General features: G+C 70.9%; 10 protein-coding genes (1 of these 10 cut by a window edge). 8 read left to right on the top strand and 2 right to left on the bottom strand.

What is annotated here, in order from left to right:
• Window positions 1–111: 111 nt before the first annotated feature.
• Together ACZ6DL_RS12615 and ACZ6DL_RS12610 are read left to right on the top strand one after the other, a co-directional pair.
• A complete protein-coding gene (locus ACZ6DL_RS12615; RefSeq protein ID WP_040870185.1) occupies window positions 112–873 on the top strand; it encodes a glutamate racemase in 762 nt (253 codons plus the stop codon).
• Window positions 874–1296: 423 nt separating this feature from the next.
• Window positions 1297–2034 carry a DNA alkylation repair protein gene (locus ACZ6DL_RS12610; protein WP_466050726.1) on the top strand — a complete coding sequence of 246 codons (738 nt, stop codon included), beginning with the start codon at window positions 1297–1299 and terminating at the stop codon, window positions 2032–2034.
• A gap of 70 nt (window positions 2035–2104) precedes the next feature.
• Here ACZ6DL_RS12610 and ACZ6DL_RS12605 read toward each other — a convergent pair whose 3' ends face one another.
• On the bottom strand, window positions 2105–3160 hold the full coding sequence (locus tag ACZ6DL_RS12605) for a 2Fe-2S iron-sulfur cluster-binding protein (RefSeq protein WP_391464851.1): 1056 nt from the start codon (window positions 3158–3160) through the stop codon (window positions 2105–2107).
• A gap of 61 nt (window positions 3161–3221) precedes the next feature.
• On the bottom strand, window positions 3222–3860 hold the full coding sequence (gene mftR2 / locus ACZ6DL_RS12600; RefSeq protein ID WP_357038874.1) for a mycofactocin system transcriptional regulator MftR2: 639 nt from the start codon (window positions 3858–3860) through the stop codon (window positions 3222–3224).
• Window positions 3861–4260: 400 nt separating this feature from the next.
• Here mftR2 and mftA point away from each other — a divergent pair, with 400 nt between their 5' ends.
• From mftA to ACZ6DL_RS12570, 6 genes are all read left to right on the top strand, one after another.
• Window positions 4261–4359 carry a mycofactocin precursor MftA gene (gene mftA, locus ACZ6DL_RS12595; RefSeq protein ID WP_157107015.1) on the top strand — a complete coding sequence of 33 codons (99 nt, stop codon included), beginning with the start codon at window positions 4261–4263 and terminating at the stop codon, window positions 4357–4359.
• 16 nt (window positions 4360–4375) lie between these two features.
• Window positions 4376–5917 carry a mycofactocin radical SAM maturase gene (gene mftC, locus ACZ6DL_RS12590; protein ID WP_466050724.1) on the top strand — a complete coding sequence of 514 codons (1542 nt, stop codon included), beginning with the start codon at window positions 4376–4378 and terminating at the stop codon, window positions 5915–5917.
• Between the two features lie 231 nt (window positions 5918–6148).
• On the top strand, window positions 6149–7549 hold the full coding sequence (gene mftF, locus ACZ6DL_RS12585; protein WP_040870178.1) for a mycofactocin biosynthesis glycosyltransferase MftF: 1401 nt from the start codon (window positions 6149–6151) through the stop codon (window positions 7547–7549).
• A gap of 55 nt (window positions 7550–7604) precedes the next feature.
• Window positions 7605–9056: a mycofactocin dehydrogenase MftG gene (gene mftG / locus ACZ6DL_RS12580; protein WP_466050722.1), complete on the top strand. Its 1452-nt coding sequence runs from the start codon at window positions 7605–7607 to the stop codon at window positions 9054–9056.
• A gap of 124 nt (window positions 9057–9180) precedes the next feature.
• The gene (locus ACZ6DL_RS12575) at window positions 9181–10548 is read left to right on the top strand and encodes a GAF domain-containing protein (protein ID WP_466050720.1); all 1368 of its coding nucleotides are present in this window, start codon (window positions 9181–9183) and stop codon (window positions 10546–10548) included.
• Window positions 10549–11026: 478 nt separating this feature from the next.
• Window positions 11027–24583, top strand: the 5' portion of a protein-coding gene (locus ACZ6DL_RS12570) for a non-ribosomal peptide synthase/polyketide synthase (RefSeq protein ID WP_466050718.1). It continues 4251 nt past the right edge of the window; only the first 13557 of its 17808 coding nucleotides appear in the window; it begins with the start codon at window positions 11027–11029; the stop codon falls past the right edge of the window.

The following is a 24583-nucleotide window of genomic DNA, read 5'->3' as shown; positions in this document are numbered from 1 at the left end:
GCATCCGGCGGCACCGCGTAGTCGGCGGTGGGCCCGCCGCCGTCGTGGGAGACGTTCGCCGGGCCACGAACGGCCTGCGGCGCTGTCATGAGGCTGTAATACGGTGGTGCGGTGATCGTCGCGCTCATCGACTCGGGTCTGGGGTTGCTGCCCACCTCCGCTTGGTTGCGCAAGTTGCGGCCGGATGTGGATCTGCTGCTGCAACTGGACCCGGACGGCGCGCCGTGGGGGCCGAAGCCGGAGGACTGGGTGGTCGAGCGGGTGGTGAACGCCGCGCGGACCTCGCTTCGTTCCGGGGCCGAGGTGATCGTCCTGCCGTGCAACACCGCCAGCGTCACGGCGCTGGAGCACGTGCGCGCCGACGTCGGGCCCGACGTGCCGGTGATCGGCACCGTGCCCGCGATCAAGCCCGCGGCGGCCGTGTGCCGATCGGTGGCGGTCTGGGCCACCGCGGCGACCACGGCGAGCCGGTATCAGGCCGATCTGATCGCGAAATTCGGCGGGGAGGCCGACGTGGTGGGCGTGGCATGCCACGGGTTGGCGGACGCGATCGACCGCGGCGATCTGGCCGCCGCGCACGACGCGATCGCGGGGGCCGCCGCGCGGACTCCGCCGGACGTCGAAGGCGTGGTGCTCGGTTGCACGCACTACCCCCTGGTGACCGACGCGATCGTCGCCGCGCTGCCGAACGGGGTCCGTCTGTTCGACAGTGCGCAAGCCGTTGCGGCACAGACGATCCGGCGTATCGAGGCGCTGGGCCGGCCGAGCACCGGCAACGGCGAGGTCCGGGTGCTGAACAGCGGCCGCCCCGGTGCGCTGCCCGCCAGCGCGGCCGCCTTCGAGTCGGGGCGTGTGCTGGGCGCGCAGGGATGAACCGCGGTCCGGCATCGCGCTCGCCGCGTTGACGATTGGCGCCGCGTTGATGGCTGGGGCGGCGTCGGAGACCAGGCCCGCGTCAAGGGACGGGGCAGCATTGAGGATTGTGGCGTCATTGGCGGCTGGGGTCGCGCCGACGGACGGCGCCGCGTTGGCGATGGGGGCGGCCTTGGCGACTTGGGTCGCGTCGAGGGACGGGGCGGCATTGACGACTGGGGCGGGTTGGCGACTGGGGCGCACCGACGGACGGGGCAGCGTTGGCGATCGGGGCGGCATTGACGACTGGGCCCGCGCCGAGGGACCGGGCCGCGCTGACGACTGGGGAGGGTTGGCGACTGGGGCGGCTTCGGCGACCGGGCACGCGCCGATGGCCGGGGCCGCGTTGAGCGCACAGAGTATTCGGAACAGGAGCGTGGTTCGATGAGCGACTCGGTGACCGCGGCCGACGTGCGGACGGCTTTGCGGGAACTGGCGAATCCGGACGACGCGACGCACTTGCGGCGGTTCTTCAAATCCGGGCCCGGTGAGTACGGCGAGGGTGACGTGTTCCTCGGCGTGCGGGTCCCGGTGAGCCGTGGTGTCGCGAAACGCTTCGCGGCGCTTCCGTTGGACGAGATCGACAAGCTGCTCGACAGCGACGTGCACGAGGATCGGTTCGTCGCGCTGGTCATCCTGAACGCGCGCTTCGCCGCGGCGTCCCGGCCGCGCTCCTTCGACGACGCCGCGCGCGCCGCCATGGTGGAGCTGTATCTGGCGGCCGTGCGGCGCGGCCGGGTGAACAACTGGGATCTCGTGGACGTGTCCGCGGAGAACATCGTCGGCCCGTGGCTGCTGGACAAACCGCGTGACCTGCTGTTCCAGCTGGCGCGGTCCGACTCGCTCTGGGAGCGGCGGGTGGCGCTGCTGTCCACCTTCGCCTTCATCAAGGCGGGTGACGCCTCGACCACCTTCGCGCTGAGCGAGCTGCTACTCGGCGATCGGCGCGATCTGATCCAGAAGGCGGTGGGCTGGATGCTGCGCGAAGTCGGCAAGCGCGTCGACCGGAGCCTGCTGACCGGATTCCTCGACCGGCACGCCCCGGCGATGGGACGCACCGCGTTGAGCTACGCGACCGAACATCTACCGCCCGAAGTGCGCGCCGACTACCGCGCGCGATAGTTGGCGCAATCGATCGGCTAACGGCGCCATTTCGGGCGAACGCGAAATTGCGTTCGAAATGGCGGATCGTTCAGAACTGGATCTTCAGGTGGTCGGTCACCGGATGCGCCTGGCAGCCGAGAATGTAGCCGTTCTCGATATCCTCCGGGTCGAGGATTTCGGCGTTGTCCATTTCGACCTTGCCCTCCAGCACCGTGCACGCGCACGAACCGCATTCGCCTTCCTGGCAGGAATAGGGCACGTCCAATCCCTTGGCCAGCATGATGTCCACCAGCGTCTGCTTGCGCGGCCATTTCAGCTGGTGGACTTCGCCGTCCAACTCGACCTCGACCGTCGCCGCGTCGGCCGCCTCCTCGTCGGAGACCTCGACCGGCGCCTGGTCGGCGAACGGGTCGCCGGCCAGCGAGTTGAACACCTCGGCGTGCGTGCGGGCGCGCGGCACGCCCAGTTGCGCGAGCGCGTCGTGTACCCGGTCCATGAACGGCTTCGGGCCGCACATGAACGCGTCATAGCCGCGATAGGGGGCCACCAGGGTGGCCAGCGCGTCGGCCGTCGGCAAGCCCTGGAGATACTCCAGCCAGTGGATCACGGTGAGCCGCTGCGGGTGCTTGTCCGCCAGATCGCGCAGCTCACCGGCGAAGATCACCGACTCGTGGTCGCGGTTGGCGTAGACCAGCACGATGCGGCCGGTGCCGCGGGCCAGTGCCGACTTCAGGATGGACATCACCGGCGTGATGCCGCTGCCGGCGCCGAACAGCAGCAGATCGTCGTCCAGGTCCTTCGGGGTGAAGACGCCCGAGGGCGGCAGCACCTCGATCCGGTCGCCCTCTTTCACGTTGTCGCACACCCAGTTCGACCCGTAGCCGCCGTCGGTCCGCTTGACGGTCACCTTCGGGCGGTCGTCGGTATGCGGCGAGCTGGCCAGCGAGTAGCACCGCGCCACCGAGCCGGTCCGGTCGCTGGGGATGCGCAGGGTGAGGAACTGCCCCGGCTGGTAGCGGAACTTCTCGGCCAGCTCGTCGGGAACGTCGAAGACCAGCGAGCGGGTGTCGGCCGTCTCGGTGATGACCGCGGACACCCGCAGCACGACCGAGCGCGAGCCGTGTGGAACCTCGACAGTCGTCATGTCGTCCTCTCGAACCTGGCACGGGCTACCCGCGACGCAAAAACTAGAACGTGTTTCAGTTTCATCGTACGTCGGGCGTCGCCTGGCGGACAAGCTGGGCCTCCAGCCCGGCGATCAGCACCTCCATGCCGAAGTCGTAGGAGTAGCGTCCGCGCAGGTCGCCGATGTGCCGCGTGGCCCGCTCGACCACGGGAGGCAGTGTGACGTCGGCGGGGGCGGAGCGGTCGCGCGGGTTCACCCGGCTGCGGCCGAACAAATAGGTGTGGATGGTCGCGTAGGCGGCCAGGATGTTGCGGTCGCCGAAGCCCGCGTCGTCCAGGATGTCCATGATCGCGGCGATCAGGTCCAGCTGTTTGCCGAGCATCTGCTCGATGAGGATGTCGCCGAGACCGGGATGCTTGCGCAGCTTCTCGTCGATCTGGTCGACCAGGTCGCGCAGCCGATGCTGCCACGACCCGGATTCGGCCGGTGGCGTGCGCACTCCGGTCAGCGCCGCGCTGGCGACGAGGTCCAGCAGTTCGCGTTTGTCGGCGACGTAGTAGTAGGGCGCCATCGGGGAGACGCCGAGTTCGCGGGATAGTCGCCGCATCGACAATTTCTCCACGCCGTCTTCGCGCACCACCCGCAGCGCGGCCTCGACGATCTCGGACTCCGACAGCGTTCGACTCGTGGTGCTCGCGGGCCCTCCGTGGTTACGCAAGCTTCCGCCTCCAGGCCCGATGCTCACACCACTGTGTGCCGCCGCCCCCGTTCGCCTGCATTCGTCCGACTCCCATGCCACCTCTACCGCCGCGGGCTTGTGCTGCCCGTCACATTCTGTTCAGCTGCTTGCCATCCGCAGTCTAGAGCGCCGGGTATCGCTCCCGTCGCCGCCTGTTGCCCTCGGCGGGCGGCGAACGGGCCGGTCGCGCGGGTCGAGCGGCAGCCGGAATCCCGGGCTGCACGGATTCGGTGACTGAAACCTGTTCTTTTGTCAGTTGATGACGTTATTGTGTGAGCACGAGCTGCACCGAGCAGTTCGCACACGGATCGTCCTCGCGGAGGTAGCCATGCCGGAATACGGGTCCAACGGACACGCCGACACCGACAACACCGGACGGATGGAGACCGCCGCCGCGCGGTCGGCCGAAGAGGCGCCGCTGGTGGAGGAGAGCCTCATCGAAGAGGTGTCCATCGACGGCATGTGCGGCGTCTACTGACGGGCGGCGGACCACGATGCTCGATCTCGATACCCGCTGGCTGCTGCACCCGCGTGTGGCGCTGCGCCCGGAGCCGTTCGGCGCGCTGCTGTACCACTTCGGCACGCGCAAGCTGTCCTTCCTGAAGAGTCCGCGGATCGTCGAGATCGTCCGCTCGCTGCCGGAGCACGCGTCGGCCCGCACCGCCTTGCGCGCGGCAGGCGTGCCGGAGGCGGGCGCGGGCGTCTATGTCGACGCGCTGACCCAGCTCGCCGACTCGGACATGATCATCGGTGCGCCGGAAGGCGCGCCGGTGCCGGCGGCGATCGCGAACGCCGCTCCCGTGGCGGGGGCCGTCGCGTCCGGCGGGGCGGTGCGCCTGGTCGATCGCTTCGAGTCCGGCTTGGCCGCGCCGATCTGCCTGACCTGGGAACTCACCTACGCCTGCAACCTCTCCTGCGTGCACTGCCTGTCCTCCTCGGGCCGCCGGGACCCGCGCGAGCTGAGCACCGAGCAGTGCAAGGCGCTGATCGACGAGTTCGAGCGCATGCAGGTGTTCTACGTGAACATCGGCGGCGGCGAGCCCACGGTGCGCCCGGACTTCTGGGAGCTGGTCGACTACGCGACCGCGCACCACGTGGGCGTGAAGTTCTCCACCAACGGGGTGCGGATCACGCCCGAGGTCGCGGCCCGGCTGGCGGCCAGCGACTACGTCGACGTGCAGGTGTCGCTGGACGGCGCCGACGCCGCGGTCAACGACGCCGTGCGCGGGCCCGGCTCCTACGCCATGGCCATTCGCGCGCTGGAGAACCTCGCCGCGGCGGGTTTCCGGGACGCGAAACTGTCGGTGGTGGCGACCAGGCACAACATCGGACAGCTCGACGAGTTCCGCGCCATCGCCGAAAGGTACGGCGCCACCCTGCGACTGACCAGGCTGCGGCCGTCGGGGCGGGGTGCGGACGTATGGGACGAGCTGCACCCGACGCCCGATCAGCAGCGGGTGCTCTACGACTGGCTGCTGCGCAACGGGGAGGGTGTCCTCACCGGCGACTCGTTCTTCCATCTCTCGGCGTTCGGTCAGACGCTGCCGGGCTTGAACATGTGCGGCGCGGGCCGGGTGGTCTGCCTGGTCGATCCGGTCGGTGACGTCTATGCCTGCCCGTTCGCCATCCACGACCGATTCCGTGCCGGAAACGTCGTGGCCGACGGCGGTTTCGGCGCCGTGTGGCGGTCCTCGGACCTGTTCGGGGAGCTGCGCGAGCCCAGCGGGGGCGGCGCGTGCGCGTCGTGCAGCCACTACGACGCCTGCCGGGGCGGCTGCATGGCGGCGAAGTTCTTCACCGGGTTGCCCGCCGACGGGCCGGATCCGGAGTGCGTCCAGGGCTACGGCGAGGCGGCGCTGGCCGACACCGCGCGGATGATCCCGCGTTCGTCGGTCGACCATTCCCGCCGGGTCACCCCCCGCGCGGGCGGGCGCAAGAGTACACCGGTCCCCTTGACGTTGAGCGCGACGCGCCCGGTCGTCTTCGCGCCGGAACGCCGCCCGTCGCGGGCTTGTGACGAGAGTCCGCTGGCCTGAGGCAATGAAGTTTGCCAAAAGTGTGCTAGCAGTGCGGCCATGGCCATCGTCCGGTCCACGACCGGGCGATAGCCGTCGCGTTGCCGGATGCTGGGAAACGGCTGTCGGCGAACTCTCGGCATCGGGTGCGGCGCAGGCCGCTTCCGGTGGCGGGCCGGTTTCGCCCGGAAATCTGCCGTTTTTTCCGGACTGTTGATGTCTGGCCGCGAAACTCCGCCTAGCATGCCAGGAATGCGCCATGATCGCCTGCCCGATGGATTCGGGGTGCGGATCGATCCCCGGGTACGCGCATACTCCGGCGGGCGGGTACTGATCGGCGGTTCGCCGGCCAGGTTGCTGCGACTTGCCCCGGAGGCCGCCGAGATGATCGGCGACGGGTACCTCGAGGTGACCGGCCCGAAGTCCGCTGTCGTTGCCAGACGGCTGCTCGACTCCGGTGTGGCCAATCCCCGCCCCCGGCTGCTGCCGTCGCCGGAGGACGTCACCGTCATCGTGCCGCTGCACAACAACGCCGAGGGTCTGGCCCGCCTGCTCGCGGCGTTGCGCGGGCACAACGTCATCGTGGTCGACGACGGGTCCGACCAGCCGGTCCGGATTCCGCGCAACCGGGGTACCCGCTGCCGGGTGACCGTGCTGCGGCACGACCGCAAGCAGGGGCCCGCGGCCGCGCGCAACGCCGGCTTGCGCGCGGCGACAACCGACTTCGTCGCGTTCCTGGACTCCGACGTGGTGCCGCGCAGCGGATGGCTGGAGGTGATGCTCGGCCACTTCAGCGACCCGGGGGTGGCGCTGGTGGCCCCTCGGATCGTCGCGCTGGACCCCGAGTCCAACGCGCTGGCGCGCTACGAGCACACCCGCTCCTCGCTCGACCTGGGCAGGCGCGAGGCGGCCGTGCACTCGGGCGGACTGGTGTCCTACGTGCCGAGCGCGGCGCTGCTGGCGCGGCGCAGGGCGCTGCTGGAACAGGGCGGTTTCGACGAGTCCATGCACGTCGCCGAGGACGTCGACCTGTGCTGGCGGCTGGAGCGGGCGGGCTGGCGGCTGCGCTATGAGCCCGCGGCGCACGTGGCGCACGACCACCGGGTGCGCTTCCGCGCCTGGTTCGGCCGGAAGCTGTTCTACGGCACCGGCGCCGCACCGCTGGGTGATCGGCACGCGGGCACGGTGTCACCGCTGTCGGTGCCGTCCTGGACGTTGCTGGCCGCGTTCCTGTTCGCCACGCTGACCAAGTGGGGGCTGCTCGGCGGCATCGGCACCCTGATCACCGCGCTGGCCCGATTGCGGCGCGTCTTCGCCGAACTGGACAACCCCACCCGGATCGCCGCGATCTATCTGGCGCGCGGCTTCTTCGCCGGGCTCTGGCGGATGGCGTCGGCGATGTGCAGGCACTACTGGCCGATCACGCTGGTGGCGATGGTGCTGTCGCGGCGCGTCCGGCGCATCGCGATCACCATGGCCCTCGCCGACGGCCTGGCCGACTGGTTCACCCACCGGGACGCGGGCGGCCTCGATCCCGTGCGCTACGTGGCCTACAAGCGTCTCGACGACATCGCCTACGGCACCGGCCTGTGGCTCGGCGCGTTCCGCGCGCGCAGCGTGGAAGCGCTGAAACCCACCACGCCCTCGCGCTGATCGACTCGTACGACCCGCGACGACCCTGGATCTTGGCTACTGAACGGGAGTCCGAATGGCCGACACACTCATCGTGGGGGGCGGTACCGCCGGGTGTGTCCTCGCGGAGCGGTTGAGCGCCGATCCGGCGCACGCGGTGCGGCTGCTCGAGGCCGGTGCGCTGTGGACGGGCCTCGACGCGATGCCCGCCGAGTTGCTGGACGCGGCGGCGTTGCCGATCGGTCCGGAGGTGGGGTGGCTGTGGCGCTACGAGGTCGTTCTCGCCGAGGACCCGCCCCTGCCGGGAACCATCGTGCGCGGCAAGGTGATCGGCGGGTCGGGCGCGGTCAACGGCGGCTACTTCGTCCGCGCCACGGCGGCGGACTTCGAGGACTGGAGCCGGGTGCTCGGCGGCTCGGACACCTGGTCGTCGGACGCGGTGCTGCCGTTCTACTGCCGGACGGAGCGCGACCTGGACTTCGGCGATCGGCCTTGGCACGGTGATGAGGGCCCGATTCCGGTGGTGCGCACCGCGGATCCCGCCCCGGTCAGCGTGGTGTTCACGGACGCCTGCCTCGCCGCCGGGTTCGCCGAGGTGCCCGATCTCAATGCCCCCGACAGCGGCGAGGGTGTCGGCGTCGTGCCGTGCAATCGCGACCACGGCAGGCGGATCGGCCCGGCCATCGGCTATCTGCTGCCCGCTCTGGGCCGCCCGAATTTGACGGTGCGCGGAGAAACGTTGGTCACGCGCATCCGTTTCGACGGGACGCGGGCGGTCGGCGTCGAGTGGCTCCGCGACGGTGAGAGCGGCGTCGAATGGGCCGACCGCATCGTGCTCTGCGCGGGGGCGATCGAGTCGGCCGCGCTGCTGCTGCGTTCGGGCATCGGCGACCCGCGGCAGCTTCGACCGCTCGGCATCCCGGTCGTGCACGCCGCACCGGTCGGCGCCCGGCTCGGCGACCATCCGGAAGTGGGGATCTCCTACCTGCTCGACCTGGCCGAACCGCCGACCGTCCCGCTGGAGACCGTGCTCGAGGTCGGCGACGTCGAAATCCGCCCCTACGCCGTGTCCTTCACCCCCGGGGTGCGCAGGCTCGGCGTCACGCTGATGCGCCCGCGGTCCTCCGGCACGCTCCGCTTGCGATCGGCCGAACCGGGCGTCGCGCCGCTCATCGATTACCGATACCTCGCCGCGGAGACGGATCGTGCTCGGCTGTGCGAAGCGGTGGCGACCGCGGGCGAGCTGCTGCGCCGGATGAACGCCCGTCCGGTCGATCCGATTCCGCGGACCGGGGATCTCGACGCTTGGTTACGCGCGAATCTCGCCACTTCGCAACATTTATCCGGCACCTGCCGAATGGGCCGGGAAAACGACGCGGCGGCCGTGGTGGACGAGCTGTGCCGGGTGCACGGAGTAACCGGGTTGTCGATAGTGGATCTGTCCGTCGTGCCGGTGCCACTGGGTCGTGGGCCGCAGGCCACAACCATGATGATCGCGGAAAAGGCGGCCGCGCATCTGGTCTCATAAGTGAAAGACGTTTAGGTCACAATTTGCCGGGGTCGGCCTCGGGTGTGACCTGGCGGACAAACCCGAACATCGGTCGGTGCCGCCCGGTATGCGCCGGTACAGTTTGGGGCGGAAAGAAAGGCAAATGGTCAGCAACATCGCAGGTGGGCGACCCCCACGGCCGGGCGTCGAGCCGGGCGCCCAACTCGGTGCGCTCGAAGTCTACGCCGCGCAGGCGCACGGATATCTCAGCGCGGGCGGCGATCAACTTGCCCGGCTCGCCGGTTTGTTGCGCCCTGCCGTGCTGGAGTCCTGGCTGCGCAGCGTGCGCGGCGGGATCGATCCGATGGACGCGGTCGACGGTCGCGGCTTGCGCGGGGCCGATTTGCAGCGCTATCTCCAGGCCCATCCGATTGCCGCCCTGATGCCGCTGATCGACAAATTGCTCGTACAGGACACGGCCAGAACGGGTTTGATCGTCGTGGTCGCCGATCAGTTCGGCCGGGTGCTCTCGGTGCACGGCGGCGCCGAGCAGGTCGCGGCCGCCGCGGAGATCGGCCTGCGCGCAGGCGACGATCTGAGCGAGCGCCGGATCGGCACGAACGCGGTCGGCCTGGTGGTGCGCACCGGGCGCGCCGCCTGGATCCACGGCCCGGAACATTTCCTGCACCGGATGCACCAGCTCACCGGCGCGGCGGCGCCGGTGCACGATCCGGACGGAAGGCTGGTCGGCGTGCTGATGATCGCCGGCGGCGTCCGCGTGGCCAAACCGGAGATCCTCGCGCTGGTCAAGGCCACCGCCACCGCCGCGGAAATGGACTTGCTGCTCACCGCGATGCGGTCCGGGGAGCGCGGAACGGGTCGCGGCCGACGCGACCCGGCGCCGCCGCATCCGGCGGGCCGGCTCGCGCTCGACGTGCTCGGCCTCGGGCAGCCGCAATTGAGCGTCGCGGATGATCGGGTGCCCTTGTCGCAGCGGCATGCCGAGATCCTCTTGCTGCTGGCCGAACATCCGGAGGGGCTCGGCGCCGATCATCTCGCGCTGCTGCTCGACGACACCGATCTGGACACCGGCACCATTCGCGCCGCCGTGTCCCGATTGCGGGCGGTGGTCGGCCCGACCGTGTTCGGCTCCCGGCCGTACCGTCTCTGCGTTCCCCTCGCAACCGATGTGGAGGCGTTGCGCGCCGCGCTCGACTCCGGTGATGTCGATTCGGCATTACGGCTCTATGCCGGGCCGGTGCTGCCGCGTTCGACCGCGCCGGGAATCATCGACATTCGCGACGAACTGCGGGTGCGATTGCGCACCGCGGTGCTGGGATCGGGAGACGCCGCGGCGCTGCGCCGGTGGACCGCTTGCCCGGAGGGGCGCGACGACGCCGCGGCATGGGCGGCCTACCGGGCCACGGTGGATCGTGACTCGCCGCTGTATGCGCAGATCGAGGCCAAGATCCGGGTGCTGGATCGCCGCCTCGGCGCCGATGCAACGCGAATGCAACGTTTCGGCTCATAATCTGCACAGCCATCGGTGTGTGAACGCTTCGCCGTGATCGAACGCGGTCGCGCGCCCAGGTCTGTCCTGGACTTCCGCCGCTGGTAGCCGCATTGGACGCCTGTCCAGAAGTTTTTAGTGCAAATAGTTCCTTTTTATTACAGAAGCGCCTAATGTTCGCACTGCACGGATGACGACCGTGTGACGTAGCTGACATAACCGTGGCGTCCGCTCCACGGCGATGACGTTGGAGGATCGATCGAACGCTAGGCGAGCACGTCGGCGGACGCGACGCTCGCCGCGGCGGTGACCACCCGGTCGCCGATCTCGCGTAAATCTGCCGAATTCCGCGCGATGCCCTTCGCATCGCTCGCGCTTCTCATCGAATCGCACGTGGTGTTCACGCCATGCGCCCGGACTGGGCAGCCGGGTGTAGCGGCTTGTTCGTGCTGCCCAAAAGCGTTCGGACAGCCGTTCTTTCGCCGAGTAGGAGGCTCTGGTGCACGATACGGAGTTGGGTGGGTACAGCGCGTTGCCGCAGCGTTCCGTCGAGCCGAAGCCGTCCCAGGCCGCAGCAGAGCCGTTCGCCCTGGCGCCCGCCCAGCTCGGCGTCTGGTACGCGCAGCTGCTCGAGCCCGACGTGCCGATCAACGTCGCCCAGTACGTGGACGTGCGCGGCGAGCTGGATGCCGCTCTGTTGCAGGAGGTCTCGGCCGAGGCGGCGCGCGAGTACGAGTCGGTGCTGGTGCGGCTCGGCGAATCCGGCGGCGTCCCGCACCAGTACGTCGACTTCGGGCTCTCGGTCGATATTCCGTTGATCGACCTGCGCGACCAGGCCGACCCGGTGGCCGCGGCGCACGACTGGATGCGCGCGGACGCGAGCGCGCCGGTCGACCTGCGCGCCGACCGGCTGTTCACGGGCGCCGTGCTGCGCGTCGCCGAGCGCCGGTACTTCTGGTATCTGCGGGTCCATCACATCGTGCTGGACGGCTACGGCGCCCTGACCAACACCATGCGCGCGGCCGAGCTGTACACCGCCCGTGTGCTCGGCGCCGAACCCGAGGCCGTGCGGCCCGGGACGCTCGCCTCGCTGACCCAGGCCGAACTCGCCTACCGGGAAAGCCCCCGTTTCGAGTCCGATCGCGCGCACTGGGCGGGGCGGGTGGCCGGGCTGGACGGCGCGACCAACCTCGCCGGTCGCTGCGCGCCGCGCTGCGCGACCAACCGGATCGCCGGGCGAGCGCTCGCCCCTGAGCTGGTCGAGCGGATCGGCTCCCTCGCCGCGAGTCAGGATTCGACGATCGCGGTGGTGCTGCTCGCGGCGTTCGCCGCCTACCTCGGACGGCTGACCGACCGGGACGAGGCGGTGCTGAGCCTGCCGGTGACCGCGCGCACCACCGCGGCGCTGCGGCGCTCGGCTGGCATGCTGTCGAACATCGTGCCGCTGCGGTTGCCCGTCGGCGGAAGCTGGGGCGAACTGCTGCGCGCCACCCGCGTCGAGGTCGCGGGCGCGCTGCGCCATCAGCGCTACCGGCACGAGGACATCCAGCGCGACGCCGAGCACATCGCCGGTCTCGCGCACCGCGGATTGTTCGGGCCGCTGGCCAACATCATGCTGTTCCGCAGCGATCTCACCCTCGGCGCGACCGTGGGGCGCTATCACGTGCTGTCCACCGGTCCGGTGGAAGATCTCGGCCTGAACGTCTACTACGGCGACCGGGACCGGGTGCACGTCGACTTCGAGGCCAACCCGCATCTCTACACCGCCGACGACACCGCACGGCAGCACGCCCGGTTCCTCCGCTACCTGGAGCGCCTGGTCGCCACCGAGCCGGATGTCGCGCTCGCCGCCGTCGACGTCGCGACCGAGCTGGAACTCGAGGTCAGCACCCGGATCTGGAACGAGACGGGTTTCGACGTGGAAGCGCGACTGCCGGGCCGCTCGGCGGGCTCGGCTCCCGTGGCGACGCTGGTGTCGATGTTCGAGGCGCAGGCGGCCCGCACGCCGAGCGCGGTGGCGCTGCGGTCCGCCGGTGCGCCGGACCTGACCTACCGTGAACTCGCGGAGCGCAGCCACCGGCTCGCGCGCGCGCTGATCGCGCTGGGTGTGGGACCCGAAACGGTGGTGGCGCTGCACCTGCCGCGCTCGCCGGAACTGGTGATCGCGATGTACGCGGTGCTCGCGGCGGGCGGCGCCTACCTGCCGCTGGACCCGGATCACCCGCCGGAGCGCACCGCGCACATCCTGGCGACGGCCCGTCCGGCCTGCGTGTTGACCGTGGGGGACGCTCATCCGCCCGTACCGCCCGTACCGACCGGCCTGCCGGTGCTGCGGGTGGACCGGGTCGATGAAGCCGTCGCCGCCGCGCCGGTATGGGACCGGGAACGCGTCGCTGCCCTGCGACCCGAGCATCCGGCGTATGTGATCTTCACCTCGGGATCGACCGGTCTGCCCAAGGGCGTCGCGATCACCCACCGGGCGATCGTGAACCGGTTGGTGTGGATGCAGCAGACCTATCGACTATCCGCGAAAGACGTTGTGCTGCAGAAGACTCCGGCAACGTTCGACGTGTCGGTGTGGGAATTCTTCTGGCCGCTGCAGATCGGCGCGACGCTGGTGCTCGCCCAGCCGGACGGGCACCGCGATCCCGCTTATCTGCGTCGGGCGATCGACGAATTCGGCGTCACCACAGCACATTTCGTGCCGTCCATGCTGGCGGCCTTCCTCGCGGACCGGCATGACGCGTACCGAACGTCGCTGCGCACGGTGTTCGCCTCCGGGGAGGCGCTGCCCGCCGCGCTCGCCCAGCGGCTGCGCGCCCTGACCGGCGCGCGCCTGCACAATCTGTATGGTCCCACGGAAGCGGCGGTAGACGTCACCTTCCATGAAGTCACCGACACCGATACCCTCTCGGTGCCGATCGGCGCGCCGGTGTTCAACACCAGGCTCTACGTCCTCGATTCGCGGCTGCGGCCGGTACCGGTCGGGGCGCCGGGTGAGCTGTATCTGTCGGGGGTACAGCTCGCCCGGGGCTACGTCGCGCGACCGGAGCTGACCGCGGCGCGGTTCGTGGCCGACCCGTTCGGCGGCCGGCCCGCGCGGGCGGGCGGGCGGATGTATCGCACCGGTGACCTGGTGCGGTGGACTCCCCACGGCGAACTGGAGTACCTCGGACGCGCCGACTTCCAGGTGAAGCTGCGCGGCCTGCGCATCGAGCTCGGCGAGATCGAGGCCGTGCTCGGCCGGGTGGACGCGGTGGACCGCGCGGTGGTGGTACTGCGCGACGACGCGGGTGTGGGCGAGCAGCTGGTGGCCTACGTCGTGGAAGCGGAGCCGGGTGCGGTGCGCACGGACCGGCTGCGCGCCGCGGCGGCCGAGGCGCTGCCCGGATATATGGTGCCCGCCGCCTACGTGGTGCTCGACACACTGCCGGTGAACGCCTCGGGGAAGCTGGATCGCCGCGCGCTACCCGCTCCCAGCAGGGCTTCGGCCGGCTACACCGCGCCCGCCACCGCCGTGGAACTCGCGGTCGCGCGGGTGTTCGCCGAAGTGCTCGGTAACAAGCTGGTCGGTCGCGACGACGACTTCTTCGCACTCGGCGGAAACAGTCTGGTGGCCACACAGGTCGCCGCCCGGCTGTCCGCCGACCTGAACTGCCCGCTCGGAGTCCGCGACGTGTTCGCCGCCTGCACGGTGGCCGAACTCGCCGCACTCGTCGAGCGGGCCGGTGGATCCGGCGGCGCGTCCTTGGTCGCGCAGCTGCGGGCACGGCCACGGCCGCCGCTGGTTCCGCTCTCTCCGGCGCAGCAGCGCATCTGGTTCCTCAACCGGTTCGAGCGATCCGGCGCGAGCTACAACATGCCGTTCGTGGTGCGCTTGCGCGGCGCGGTGGACGTCACCGCCCTGCGGCAGGCGCTCGAGGACGTGGTCATCCGGCACGAGGTGCTGCGCACGATCTTCCCCGCGCTGCCGCCCGGCGACAGCGACGGCCCGGCCGCACGGCAGATCGTGTTGTCGGTGGCGGAGGTGGCCGGCGCGCCGGAGGCGATCGGCGCCGCCGAGCTCGACGGGCGCCTGAGCGCGTTCGCCGCGCGGGGCTTCGACCTGGAACGCGAGATTTCGCTCCGCGCCCGGATCTTCGCGGTGGACGACGGCGGTTACGCGCTCGCGCTGGTCCTGCACCACATCGCCGCCGACGGTCTGTCGCTGCGCGTGCTCGCCCGCGACGTGATGAGCGCGTACGCGGCGCGCCGCGGCGGCGTCGCGCCCGCCTGGGCCCCGCTACCGGTCCAGTACGCCGACTACAGCCTCTGGCAGCACGAACTGCTCGGCTCTCCGGACGATCCGTTCGCGGCCACCCAGCTGTCGTTCTGGACCGGGACGCTGACGGGCGCGCCCGACCAGCTCGACCTGCCCGCCGATCGCCCCCGCCCGGCGGTCGCCTCCGGCCGGGGCGCGGTGTTCGGCTTCGAGCTACCCGGCGAACTGGCCGCTCGGATGAGCGAACTCGCTCGCGCACAAGGCATCTCGACCTTCATGCTGACGCACGCGGCGCTGGCCGCGCTGCTGTCGCGACTGTCCGGCAGCGGCGACATCGTGATCGGCACCCCGGTCGCCGGTCGTGGCGAGCGCGCCCTCGACGACCTGATCGGCATGTTCGTCAACACCCTGGCACTGCGCACCCGGATCGACGCCGCCGAGCCGTTCTCCGCCCTGCTGGCGCGGGTCAGGGAACAGGACCTTGCCGCCTTCGGGCATGCCGAGCTGCCGTTCGAGCAGGTGGTCGCCGCGCTGGATCCGCCGCGCTCGCAGGCGCGCCACCCGCTGTTCCAAGTGCTGCTCGCCTTCGACAATGCCGAGCCAATCGCCTTCGAACTGCCCGAACTGTCGGTCGCCACCAGTACCCTGGACACCGGAGTGACCAAGCTGGATCTCCAGCTCACGGTCACCGAGAACTCCGCCGGCGCCGGACTCGGGGAAGGTTCGGCACCGGCGGGGGTTCCCGCGGAATTCTGCTACGCCACGGATCTGTTCGACGAAGCCACCATCGCCGGCTACGCCCGCGCGCTGATCCGCTTCCTGTGGGCGGCCACCGCCGATCCCGGGATCGCGGTAGGCGATCTGCCCCTTCTCGACCACGCGGAGCAAGCGCGCGCCCTCGCGGCGGGGCAGGCCGAGGCGGGCGCCCGAGATCCGGCGGCGACCTTGCTCACCGCCTTCGAGGCGCAGGTTCGGCGCACCCCGGAGGCGGTCGCGGTACTGGACGATGAACGGCGGCTGACCTACGCGGAGTTCGCGGGCGAGGTCAACCGATTGGCGCGCAGGCTGATCGTCGCGGGCGTCGGCCCGGAGCGGACGGTCGTACTGGGCATGCGGCGTTCGGCCGACCTCGCGGTGGCCGCGTACGCGGTGCTGACCGCGGGCGGCGGGTATGTGCCGGTGGACCCCGACCAGCCCGCGGCCCGGATCGCGCAGGTGATCGCGGAGGCTCGCCCGGTCTGCGTGCTCGCGCGTTCCGGTGACGGCCTGGGGGCGGAACTCGCCGATCGGTGCGCGCTCGCGGAGCGCCCGGCGACACCGATCATCACCGCCGACTCCCCGGATCTCGCGGACTACTCCGACGCCCCGGTCACCGACGCGCACCGCCTGGCCCCCTTACACCCGGCCGGCGTCGCGTACGTCATCTTCACCTCGGGTTCGACCGGCCGTCCCAAAGGCGTCGCGGTGCAACACGACTCGGCGGTGAACCAGATCGAGTGGATCGCGGGCGAATATCGGATCGACGCGAACGACGTGGTGCTGTTCAAGACCCCGGCCACCTTCGACGTCTCGGTGTGGGAGCTGTTCGCCCCGCTCACCCGTGGCGCGCGGACGGTCGTCGCCGCCCACGACGGGCACCGCGACCCCCGGTACCTCGCCGCGACCATCGCCGCGCACCTGGTCACGATGACCTCGTTCGTTCCGTCCATGCTCACGGTGTTCGCCGCCGCCGCGGCGCCGGAGACGATCGCGTCCCTGCGCACCGTGCTGGTGGCGGGCGAGGCGATGACCGGTGAGGCCGCCGCCGCGTTCGCGGCGGTGAGCCCCGCGCGGCTGCACAACCTCTACGGGCCCACCGAATTCACCGTGCACGCCACGCACGCCCCCGTCGACCCGGCCGCGAGCGGTCCCGCGCCGATCGGGCGTCCGGTGCCGGGCAGCCGGGCCGTGGTCCTCGACGCGCGGCTGCGACCGGTTCCGGACGCCGTGGTCGGCGAGCTGTACCTGTCCGGCGCACAGCTGGCGCGCGGCTACCACGGCCGCGCCGACCTGAGCGCGGAGCGTTTCGTCGCCGACCCGTACGGGCCCGCGGGCAGCCGGATGTACCGGACCGGCGACCTGGTGCGTCGCCGCCGCGACGGCGCGCTGGAGTATCTGGGCCGCGGCGACTTCCAGGTGAAGCTGCGCGGCCAGCGGATCGAACTCGGCGAGATCGAGGCCGCCCTGCTCGCCATGGACGACGTGCGCGCCGCGGCGGTGCGGATCGTCGCGCAGCCGTCCGGCGAGACGCTGGCCGCCTACGTGGTCGGCGCCGTCGCGCCCGAACGGCTCGCCGCGGAGTTGGCGCAACGGCTGCGCCGGGTGCTGCCCTCGTACATGGTGCCCACCGCGTACGTCCCGCTCGACGCCATGCCACTGACCGCCTCCGGCAAGCTCGACCGCCGGGCGCTGCCGGATCCCGCGCCGGTCACCAAGACCTTCCGCGCGCCCGGCACGCCGAAGGAGCGGACCGTCGCCGCGGTGTTCGGGCAGGTGCTGAGCGTCGATCCGGTCGGCGCGGACGACGACTTCTTCGCACTGGGCGGGAATTCGCTGGTCGCAACGCAGATCGCGGCCCGCCTGGCGGACGCGCTGGACACCGAGGTGCCGGTGCGCGCGCTGTTCGAGTATCCGACCGTCGCGGCGCTGGCCGCGCACCTGTCCGGCGGCCGCCGGGCACGTAACCGGGGGGCGCTGGGCGCCGGGCCGCGCCCCACGCTGGTCCCACTGTCCTACGCGCAGCAGCGCATGTGGTTCCTGAACCAGTTCGACGCGGCGTCGGTGGCCGACAATCTGGTGGCCGCCATCCGGCTGCGCGGCGCGCTCGAGCAGACGGCGCTGGCCGAAGCGGTCGCCGACGTGCTCGCCAGGCACGAGTCGCTTCGCACCATTTTCCCCGCGGCGGAGGGCATCCCGTATCAACTGGTGCTGCCGGTCGACGAGGCGCGGGTCGAGCTGGTCGTGGAAACGATCGGCGAGCAGGCGCTGATGCAGCGGGTTCGCGAAGTGGTTGCCATGCCCTTCCGGGTGGATCGCGAACCGCCGGTGCGCCTGGTACTGCTGCGCCTCGGCCACGACGAGCACGTGCTCGTCGTCACGCTGCACCACATCGGCGCCGACGGCTGGTCGCTCGCACCGCTCACCCGTGATCTCATGCGCGCTTACCATGCGCGCCGCGCGGGCGGCGCACCCGACTGGACGCCACTGCCCGTCCATTACGCCGACTACGCGCTGTGGCAGCGGGCGAGCCTCGGCTCCGAGGACGACCCGGATTCGGTACTGGCCGAACAGATCCGGTTCTGGCAGCGGGAACTGGCCGGTCTGCCGGACGTGTCGGCGCTGCCGACCGACCGACCGCGCCCGGCCGCCGCGTCGGGTCGTGGCGCGCGCCACGCCTGCACCATCGATGCCGCGACCCAGCGCCGGTTGCGCGAGATCGCGGACGGGGCGAACGCCTCGCTGTTCATGGTGCTGCACGCCGCGTTCGCCACGCTGCTGGCCACGCTGTCCGGGCAGCGGGACATCGTGATCGGCACCCCGGTGGCCGGGCGCGGCGACCGCGCGCTCGACGACCTGGTCGGCATGTTCGTCAACACCGTCGTGCTGCGCGCCGACGTCCGGGCCGATCTGACGTTCACCGAATTGGTCGCGGCGGTGCGCGATCGCGACCTGGCCGCCTTCGCCCACGCCGACGCGCCGTTCGAGCGCTTGGTCGAGGTGCTCGCGCCGGAGCGGTCGGCGGCCAGGCATCCGCTGTTCCAGGTGATGCTCGACTTGCAGAACACCGCCCGGACCGAACTCGAGCTGCCCGGTCTAACCGCGACCGGACTCGATATCGACACGGGCACCGCCAAATTCGATCTGCACCTGTCCGTGGCGGAAGCGGCGGACGGTTCCGGGCTCGCCGCGGTGTTCGAATACGCGACCGATCTGTTCGACTCCGCCACCGTCGAGGCGTTCGCGTCGCGCCTGCACCGGGTGCTCGACGCGGTGGTCGCCGATCCGCGGGTGTGCCTCGGCACGATCGATGTGCTGACTCCCGGCGAACGCGCCCTCGTCCTGGACGCGTGGAACGCCACCGGGCACCCGGTGGATCCGGCCGCGACGCTGGTGTCGCTGTTCGAGGCGCAGGCGGCCCGGACGCCCGAGGCGATCGCGCTGAGGTTCGATGGCGAATCGCTCAGCTACGCCGAGTTCGCGCGCCGGGTGCACCGAATGGCCAGGTTGCTGGTGTCGGTCGGCGTGCGCCCGGAGAAGCCCGTAGCGGTGGGCATGCGTCGGTCGGCCGATCTCGTGGTGGCGCTGTACGCGGTGCTCGCGGCGGGCGGAGCCTATGTCCCGATCGATCCGGAGCATCCGGCCGAGCGGGTCGCCGACGTCTTGCGGACGGTGCGTCCGGTCTGCGTGCTGACCCGCTCCGAGGACGGGCTCGAGCTGCCCGATCCGGCCACCGGCGGTGGGCTGTGGGCGGTGCTTGATGTCGACCTGTTCGACACCGAGGACTACGCCGATGAACCGCTGACCGATGCGGACCTGCTCGGGGCGGTCACCGCGTCGAATACGGCGTATGTGATCTTCACGTCGGGTTCGACGGGTCGTCCGAAGGGTGTGGCGGTCTCGCATGCGGCGATCGTGAACCGCTTGGTGTGGATGCAGTCCGCGTACGGGTTGACTGCTGCTGATGTGGTGTTGCAGAAGACGCCTGCGACGTTCGATGTGTCGGTGTGGGAGTTCTTCTGGCCGTTGCAGGTCGGTGCGCGCTTGGTCGTCGCCAAGCCCGACGGGCACCGTGATCCGGCCTACCTCGCGGAGGTCATCAGCGGCGAGAAGGTGACGGTTACTCACTTCGTGCCGTCGATGTTGGCGGTGTTCGTGGCTGATGTGGCTGCGGCGCGGTGTGATTCGTTGCGGTTGGTGTTCGCTTCGGGTGAGGCGTTGCCGCCGAAACCGGCGCATCGGTTGCGTGAGTTGACCGGTGCGGCGTTGCACAATTTGTATGGTCCTACGGAAGCGGCTGTCGACGTCACTTTCCATGCGGTCGTCGATACCGACATCGAGACGGTGCCGATCGGTGCGCCGGTGTTCAACACCCAGGTGTTCGTGTTGGATGCGCGGTTGCGTCCGGTGCCGGTGGGTGTCGCGGGTGAGCTGTATCTGGCGGGTGTTCAACTCGCGCGCGGTTATGTCGCGCGACCGGACCTGACGAGTGATCGGTTCGTGGCGAACCCGTATGGGGAGCCTGGTGCGCGGATGTATCGCACGGGTGACTTGGTGGCGTGGACCGAGCACGGTGAACTCGAGTATCTGGGTCGTACCGATTTCCAGGTGAAGGTGCGTGGTCTGCGTATCGAGTTGGGTGAGATCGAGCAGGCGCTGACCGGCCTGGAAGAGGTCGCCCAGGCGGTCGTGGTCGTGCGCGATGACGCCGGAACCGGTGAGCGCCTCGTCGCCTACCTGATCGAAGCGCCCTGCGCGCGAGTCGACCTCGGCGCGGTCGAAGCGACGCTCACCCGGCGGTTACCGGCGTACATGATGCCCTCGGCATACGTCGTGCTGACCGAGTTCCCGCTCAACGCCTCCGGCAAGCTGGACCGCAAGGCGCTGCCCGCACCGGCGGTCGAGTCCGCGCGGTTCCGTGCGCCCGCGACACCGGTACAGAGACTCGTCGCCGCCACGGTCGGTGAGCTGCTCGGCGTCGACCGGGTAGGGCTGGACGACGATTTCTTCGCCCTCGGCGGCAACTCGCTCACCGCCGCCCGGCTGGTGGCCCGGCTCGGCGCCGCGCTCGACACCCGACTGCCGGTGCGGGCGCTGTTCGACGCGCCGACGGTCGCCGCGCTGGCCGCGCGGGCCGAATCGCACCGCGGTGATGGCGGTCGGGCACCGCTGCGCCCGCTCCCGCGGCCGGACCGGATTCCGCTGTCCCCGGCCCAGCAGCGCATCTGGTTCGTCAACCGCTTCCACGCCGACGGGCAAGCAGGCGCGATCGACAACATCCCGGTCGCGCTGCGGCTCTCGGGTGATCTCGACCTCGCGGCGATGACCACGGCGTTGGCCGACCTGGTGGCCCGGCACGAGACCTTGCGCACCGTCTACCCGGAGGGCCCCGATGGGCCCGAGCAACGGGTGCTGCCTTCGGCGGCGCCTGACGTCCCGGTAGTGTGGGTGACCGAAACGGCACTGCCGGAACGGCTTCGGCAGCTGGCTGCCGCGCCTTTCGATCTGGCCACCGAGACACCCTTGCGCGCAGTGTTGTTCGCGATCGATGACGCGGCGCGGGAGTATGTGCTCGCCTTGGTGCTGCACCACATCGCCGCGGACGGATTCTCCCTCGGACCGCTGGCCGAGGATCTGATGACCGCCTACCTGGCGCGTCGCGCCGCCGCCGCGCCCGCATGGGACGCCCTGCCGGTGCAGTACGCCGACTACACGCTCTGGCAGGCCGATTCCGCCGACGCCGAGCGGCAGCTCGACTACTGGCGCAGCGCCTTGGACGGCTTGCCGGAACAGCTCGAGCTGCCCACCGACCGTCCGCGCCCGCCGGTCTCGTCGCATCGCGGCGCGACACACCGCCTGCGTATCGACTCCGATCTGCACAGCGAACTGGGCGAGCTGGCGCGCAAGCGGGAGACCACGCTGTTCAGCACGGTGCACGCGGCGCTGGCGGTGCTGCTGGCCCGCCTGTCCGGCGGCTCGGACATCGCGATCGGCACCCCGGTCGCCGGACGCGGCGACGCGGCGCTGGACCGGCTCGTCGGCATGTTCGTCAACACGCTGGTGCTGCGGACCGCCGTCGACTCCAGAGCCCGCTTCGAGACCGTGCTGGACGCGGTGCGCGACCAGGACATCGACGCGCTCTCGCATGCCGACGTGCCGTTCGAACGCCTCGTCGAAGTGCTCGCGCCCACCCGCTCGCGCAACCGTCATCCGCTGTTCCAGGTGGCGCTGAGCTTCCAGAACTTCACCCTGCCCGAGTTCGAGCTGCCCGGCCTGCGGGTGAGCGCGCAGGAGTTCGACGCGCCGGTCGCCGAATTCGACCTCCAGTTCACCGTGCTGGAGTCCAACGACCGGGACGGCCGCGCCGACGGCATGCAGGTCGAGATCCGCTACGCCACGGACCTTTTCGACTCGTCGGCGATCGCCGTGCTCGGCAGGCGGTTCACCCAGGTGCTCGCCGCCATCGCCGCCGATCCCACGGTGGTCGTCGGCGACATCCAGTTGCTCAGCGCCGAGGAACAGCACCGCGCGCTGTACGAATGGCCGGTCGGCGGGGACGACGTCGCCGATGTGGCAGGCAACCTGGCCGAGCGTTTCGCGTGGGCCGCCGCGCTGGACCCGCACGCCGTCGCGGTGCGTGACGGTGCGCGGTCGCTGTCCTACGCCGAACTCGACGAGTGGTCCAATCGGTTGGCGCGGCGGCTGGCGGCCGCGGGCGTCGGGCCGGAAACGCTGGTGGCCGTCGCGCTGCCCCGCTCGGCGGAACTGGTGGTCGCCCTGCTCGCCGTGCTCAAGGCGGGCGGCGGGTACCTGCCGATCGACCCGGCCTACCCGGACGACCGGATCGAATACGTCCTCGACGACGCCCGCCCGATCTGCGCGATCACCGGAGCCGCCACCGAGTTGCCGCGCGGCTGGTTCGGCGGACCGGTGATCGACGTCGACGCGCCGAACCTCACGGAGTTCAGCGGCGCACCGGTCACCGACGCGGACCGGCGCGCCCCGCTGCATCGCGCGCACGTGGCCTACGTCATCTACACCTCCGGCTCCACCGGCAGGCCCAAAGGTGTTGTGGTGCCGCACCGCAACGTGCTTCGGCTGCTGGACAACACGCGGCGGCGCTTCGGTTTCGGGCCCGCGGACGTGTGGACCCTGTTCCACTCCTACGCCTTCGACTTCTCCGTGTGGGAACTGTGGGGACCGCTGTCGACCGGCGCCACGGTGGTGGTGGTCGACTACTACACCTCGCGCTCGCCGCAGCAGTTCCGGGATCTGCTGATCGCCGAGCGGGTCACCGTGCTCAACCAGACGCCGTCGGCGTTCTACCAGCTCGTCGCCGCCGATGCGGCCGGACCGGAAGCCGGATTCGCCCTGCGCACCGTGATCTTCGGCGGCGAAGCGCTGGAGCCGCAGCGCCTGGCCGGTTGGTTCGCCCGCTATCCGGACGCGCCCCGCCTGGTGAACATGTACGGCATCACCGAGACCACGGTGCACGTGTCCTATCGCGAGATCGACCGGCACACCGGGTCGTCGAGCGTGATCGGTACGGCGCTGCCCGGATTGACCGTTCGCCTGCTCGACGACCGGTTGCGGCCCGTGCCGGTGGGTGTGCCGGGGGAGATCTACGTGTCCGGCGGCCAGTTGGCGCGCGGCTACCTGCACCGTCCCGCCCTGACCGCCGCCCGTTTCGTCGCGGACCCGTACGCGGGCGACGGCTCGCTCACCTACCGCTCCGGCGATCTGGCCCGCTGGACCTCCGACGGTGAGCTGGAGTACCTCGGGCGCGCCGACCAGCAGGTGAATCTGCGCGGCTTCCGTATCGAGCTGGGGGAGATCGAGGCCGCGCTGCTCGACGCGTGCGACGCGGTGCGGGAGGTGGCCGTGGTGGTGCGCGCCGACCTGGTGGACGAACCGCGCATCGTGGCGTACGTGGTGGCCGTGCACGACTCGGACGACTCGATCGATGCCGCCGCGCTGCGGCAAGCCGTGGCCTACCGCCTGCCGGAGCACATGGTGCCCGCCGCGATCGTGCCGGTGCGGCGAATCCCGTTGACCGTCAACGGGAAGCTCGACCGCGCGGCCCTTCCCGCGCCACGGTTCGAATCGACCGTCTACCGGCCGCCGTCCACACCGAGCGAACGCGTCGTGGCGGAGGTGTTCGCCGAAGTGCTCGGCTCGGCACGCCCCGTGGGCGCCGACGACGACTTCTTCGCGCTCGGCGGCAGCTCCCTGCTGGCCGCCAAGGCGGTCAGCCGAATCGGCGCGGCGCTGGGCCGGACGATCGGGGTCCGGGCGCTGTTCGAAGCTCCCCGGGTCGCGGACCTGGCCGCCGTGGCGAGCACGGTGGCCATGGACGGCACTCGGCCCGCGCCGCTGGCGGCGCCGCGCCCGGAGCGGATGCCGTTGTCGCCCGCGCAGCAGCGGATGTGGTTCCTGAACCGGTTCGACCCGTCCTCCACCGCCTACAACATTCCGGTGGCCCTGCGGCTGTCCGGGCGGCTGGACGTGGCCGCGTTACAGGCCGCGCTCGGTGACGTGGTCGCCCGGCACGAGGCGCTGCGCACCCGGTATCCGCAGGTCGACGGCGAACCGGTGCAGTTCATCGCCGACGCCGCCGACGCCACCCCGGTGCTACGGCCGATCGACGTCGCGGAAGACGCGGTACCGCTGCGCATTCGGGAGCTGGCCGAGACGACCTTCGACGTCACCGCCGAGGTCCCGCTGCGGATGCGGCTGCTGCGGGTGGTCAGGGCGGGTGCGCCCCCCGCGGCTGGGCACGGCGAATTCGTGCTGGCCGGAGTGCTGCACCACATCGCCGCCGACGGCTCGTCCATCGCGCCGTTCGTGCGGGACCTGATGCTCGCCTATACCGCGCGCCGCGACGGCACGGCGCCGGAGTGGACGCCACTCGCCGTGCAGTACGCCGATTACGCGCTGTGGCAACGCGCCCTGCTCGGCGCCGAGGACGACCCCGATTCGGTGGCGGCCCGCGAGATCGCGTTCTGGAGCGAGACCCTCGCCGGGCTGCCCGACCAGCTG

The sequence above is a fragment of the Nocardia sp. NPDC041819 genome (assembly GCF_055590505.1).
Note: the sequence above shows the minus strand (reverse complement) of the source record. Positions and strands in the feature narration are given on the sequence as shown.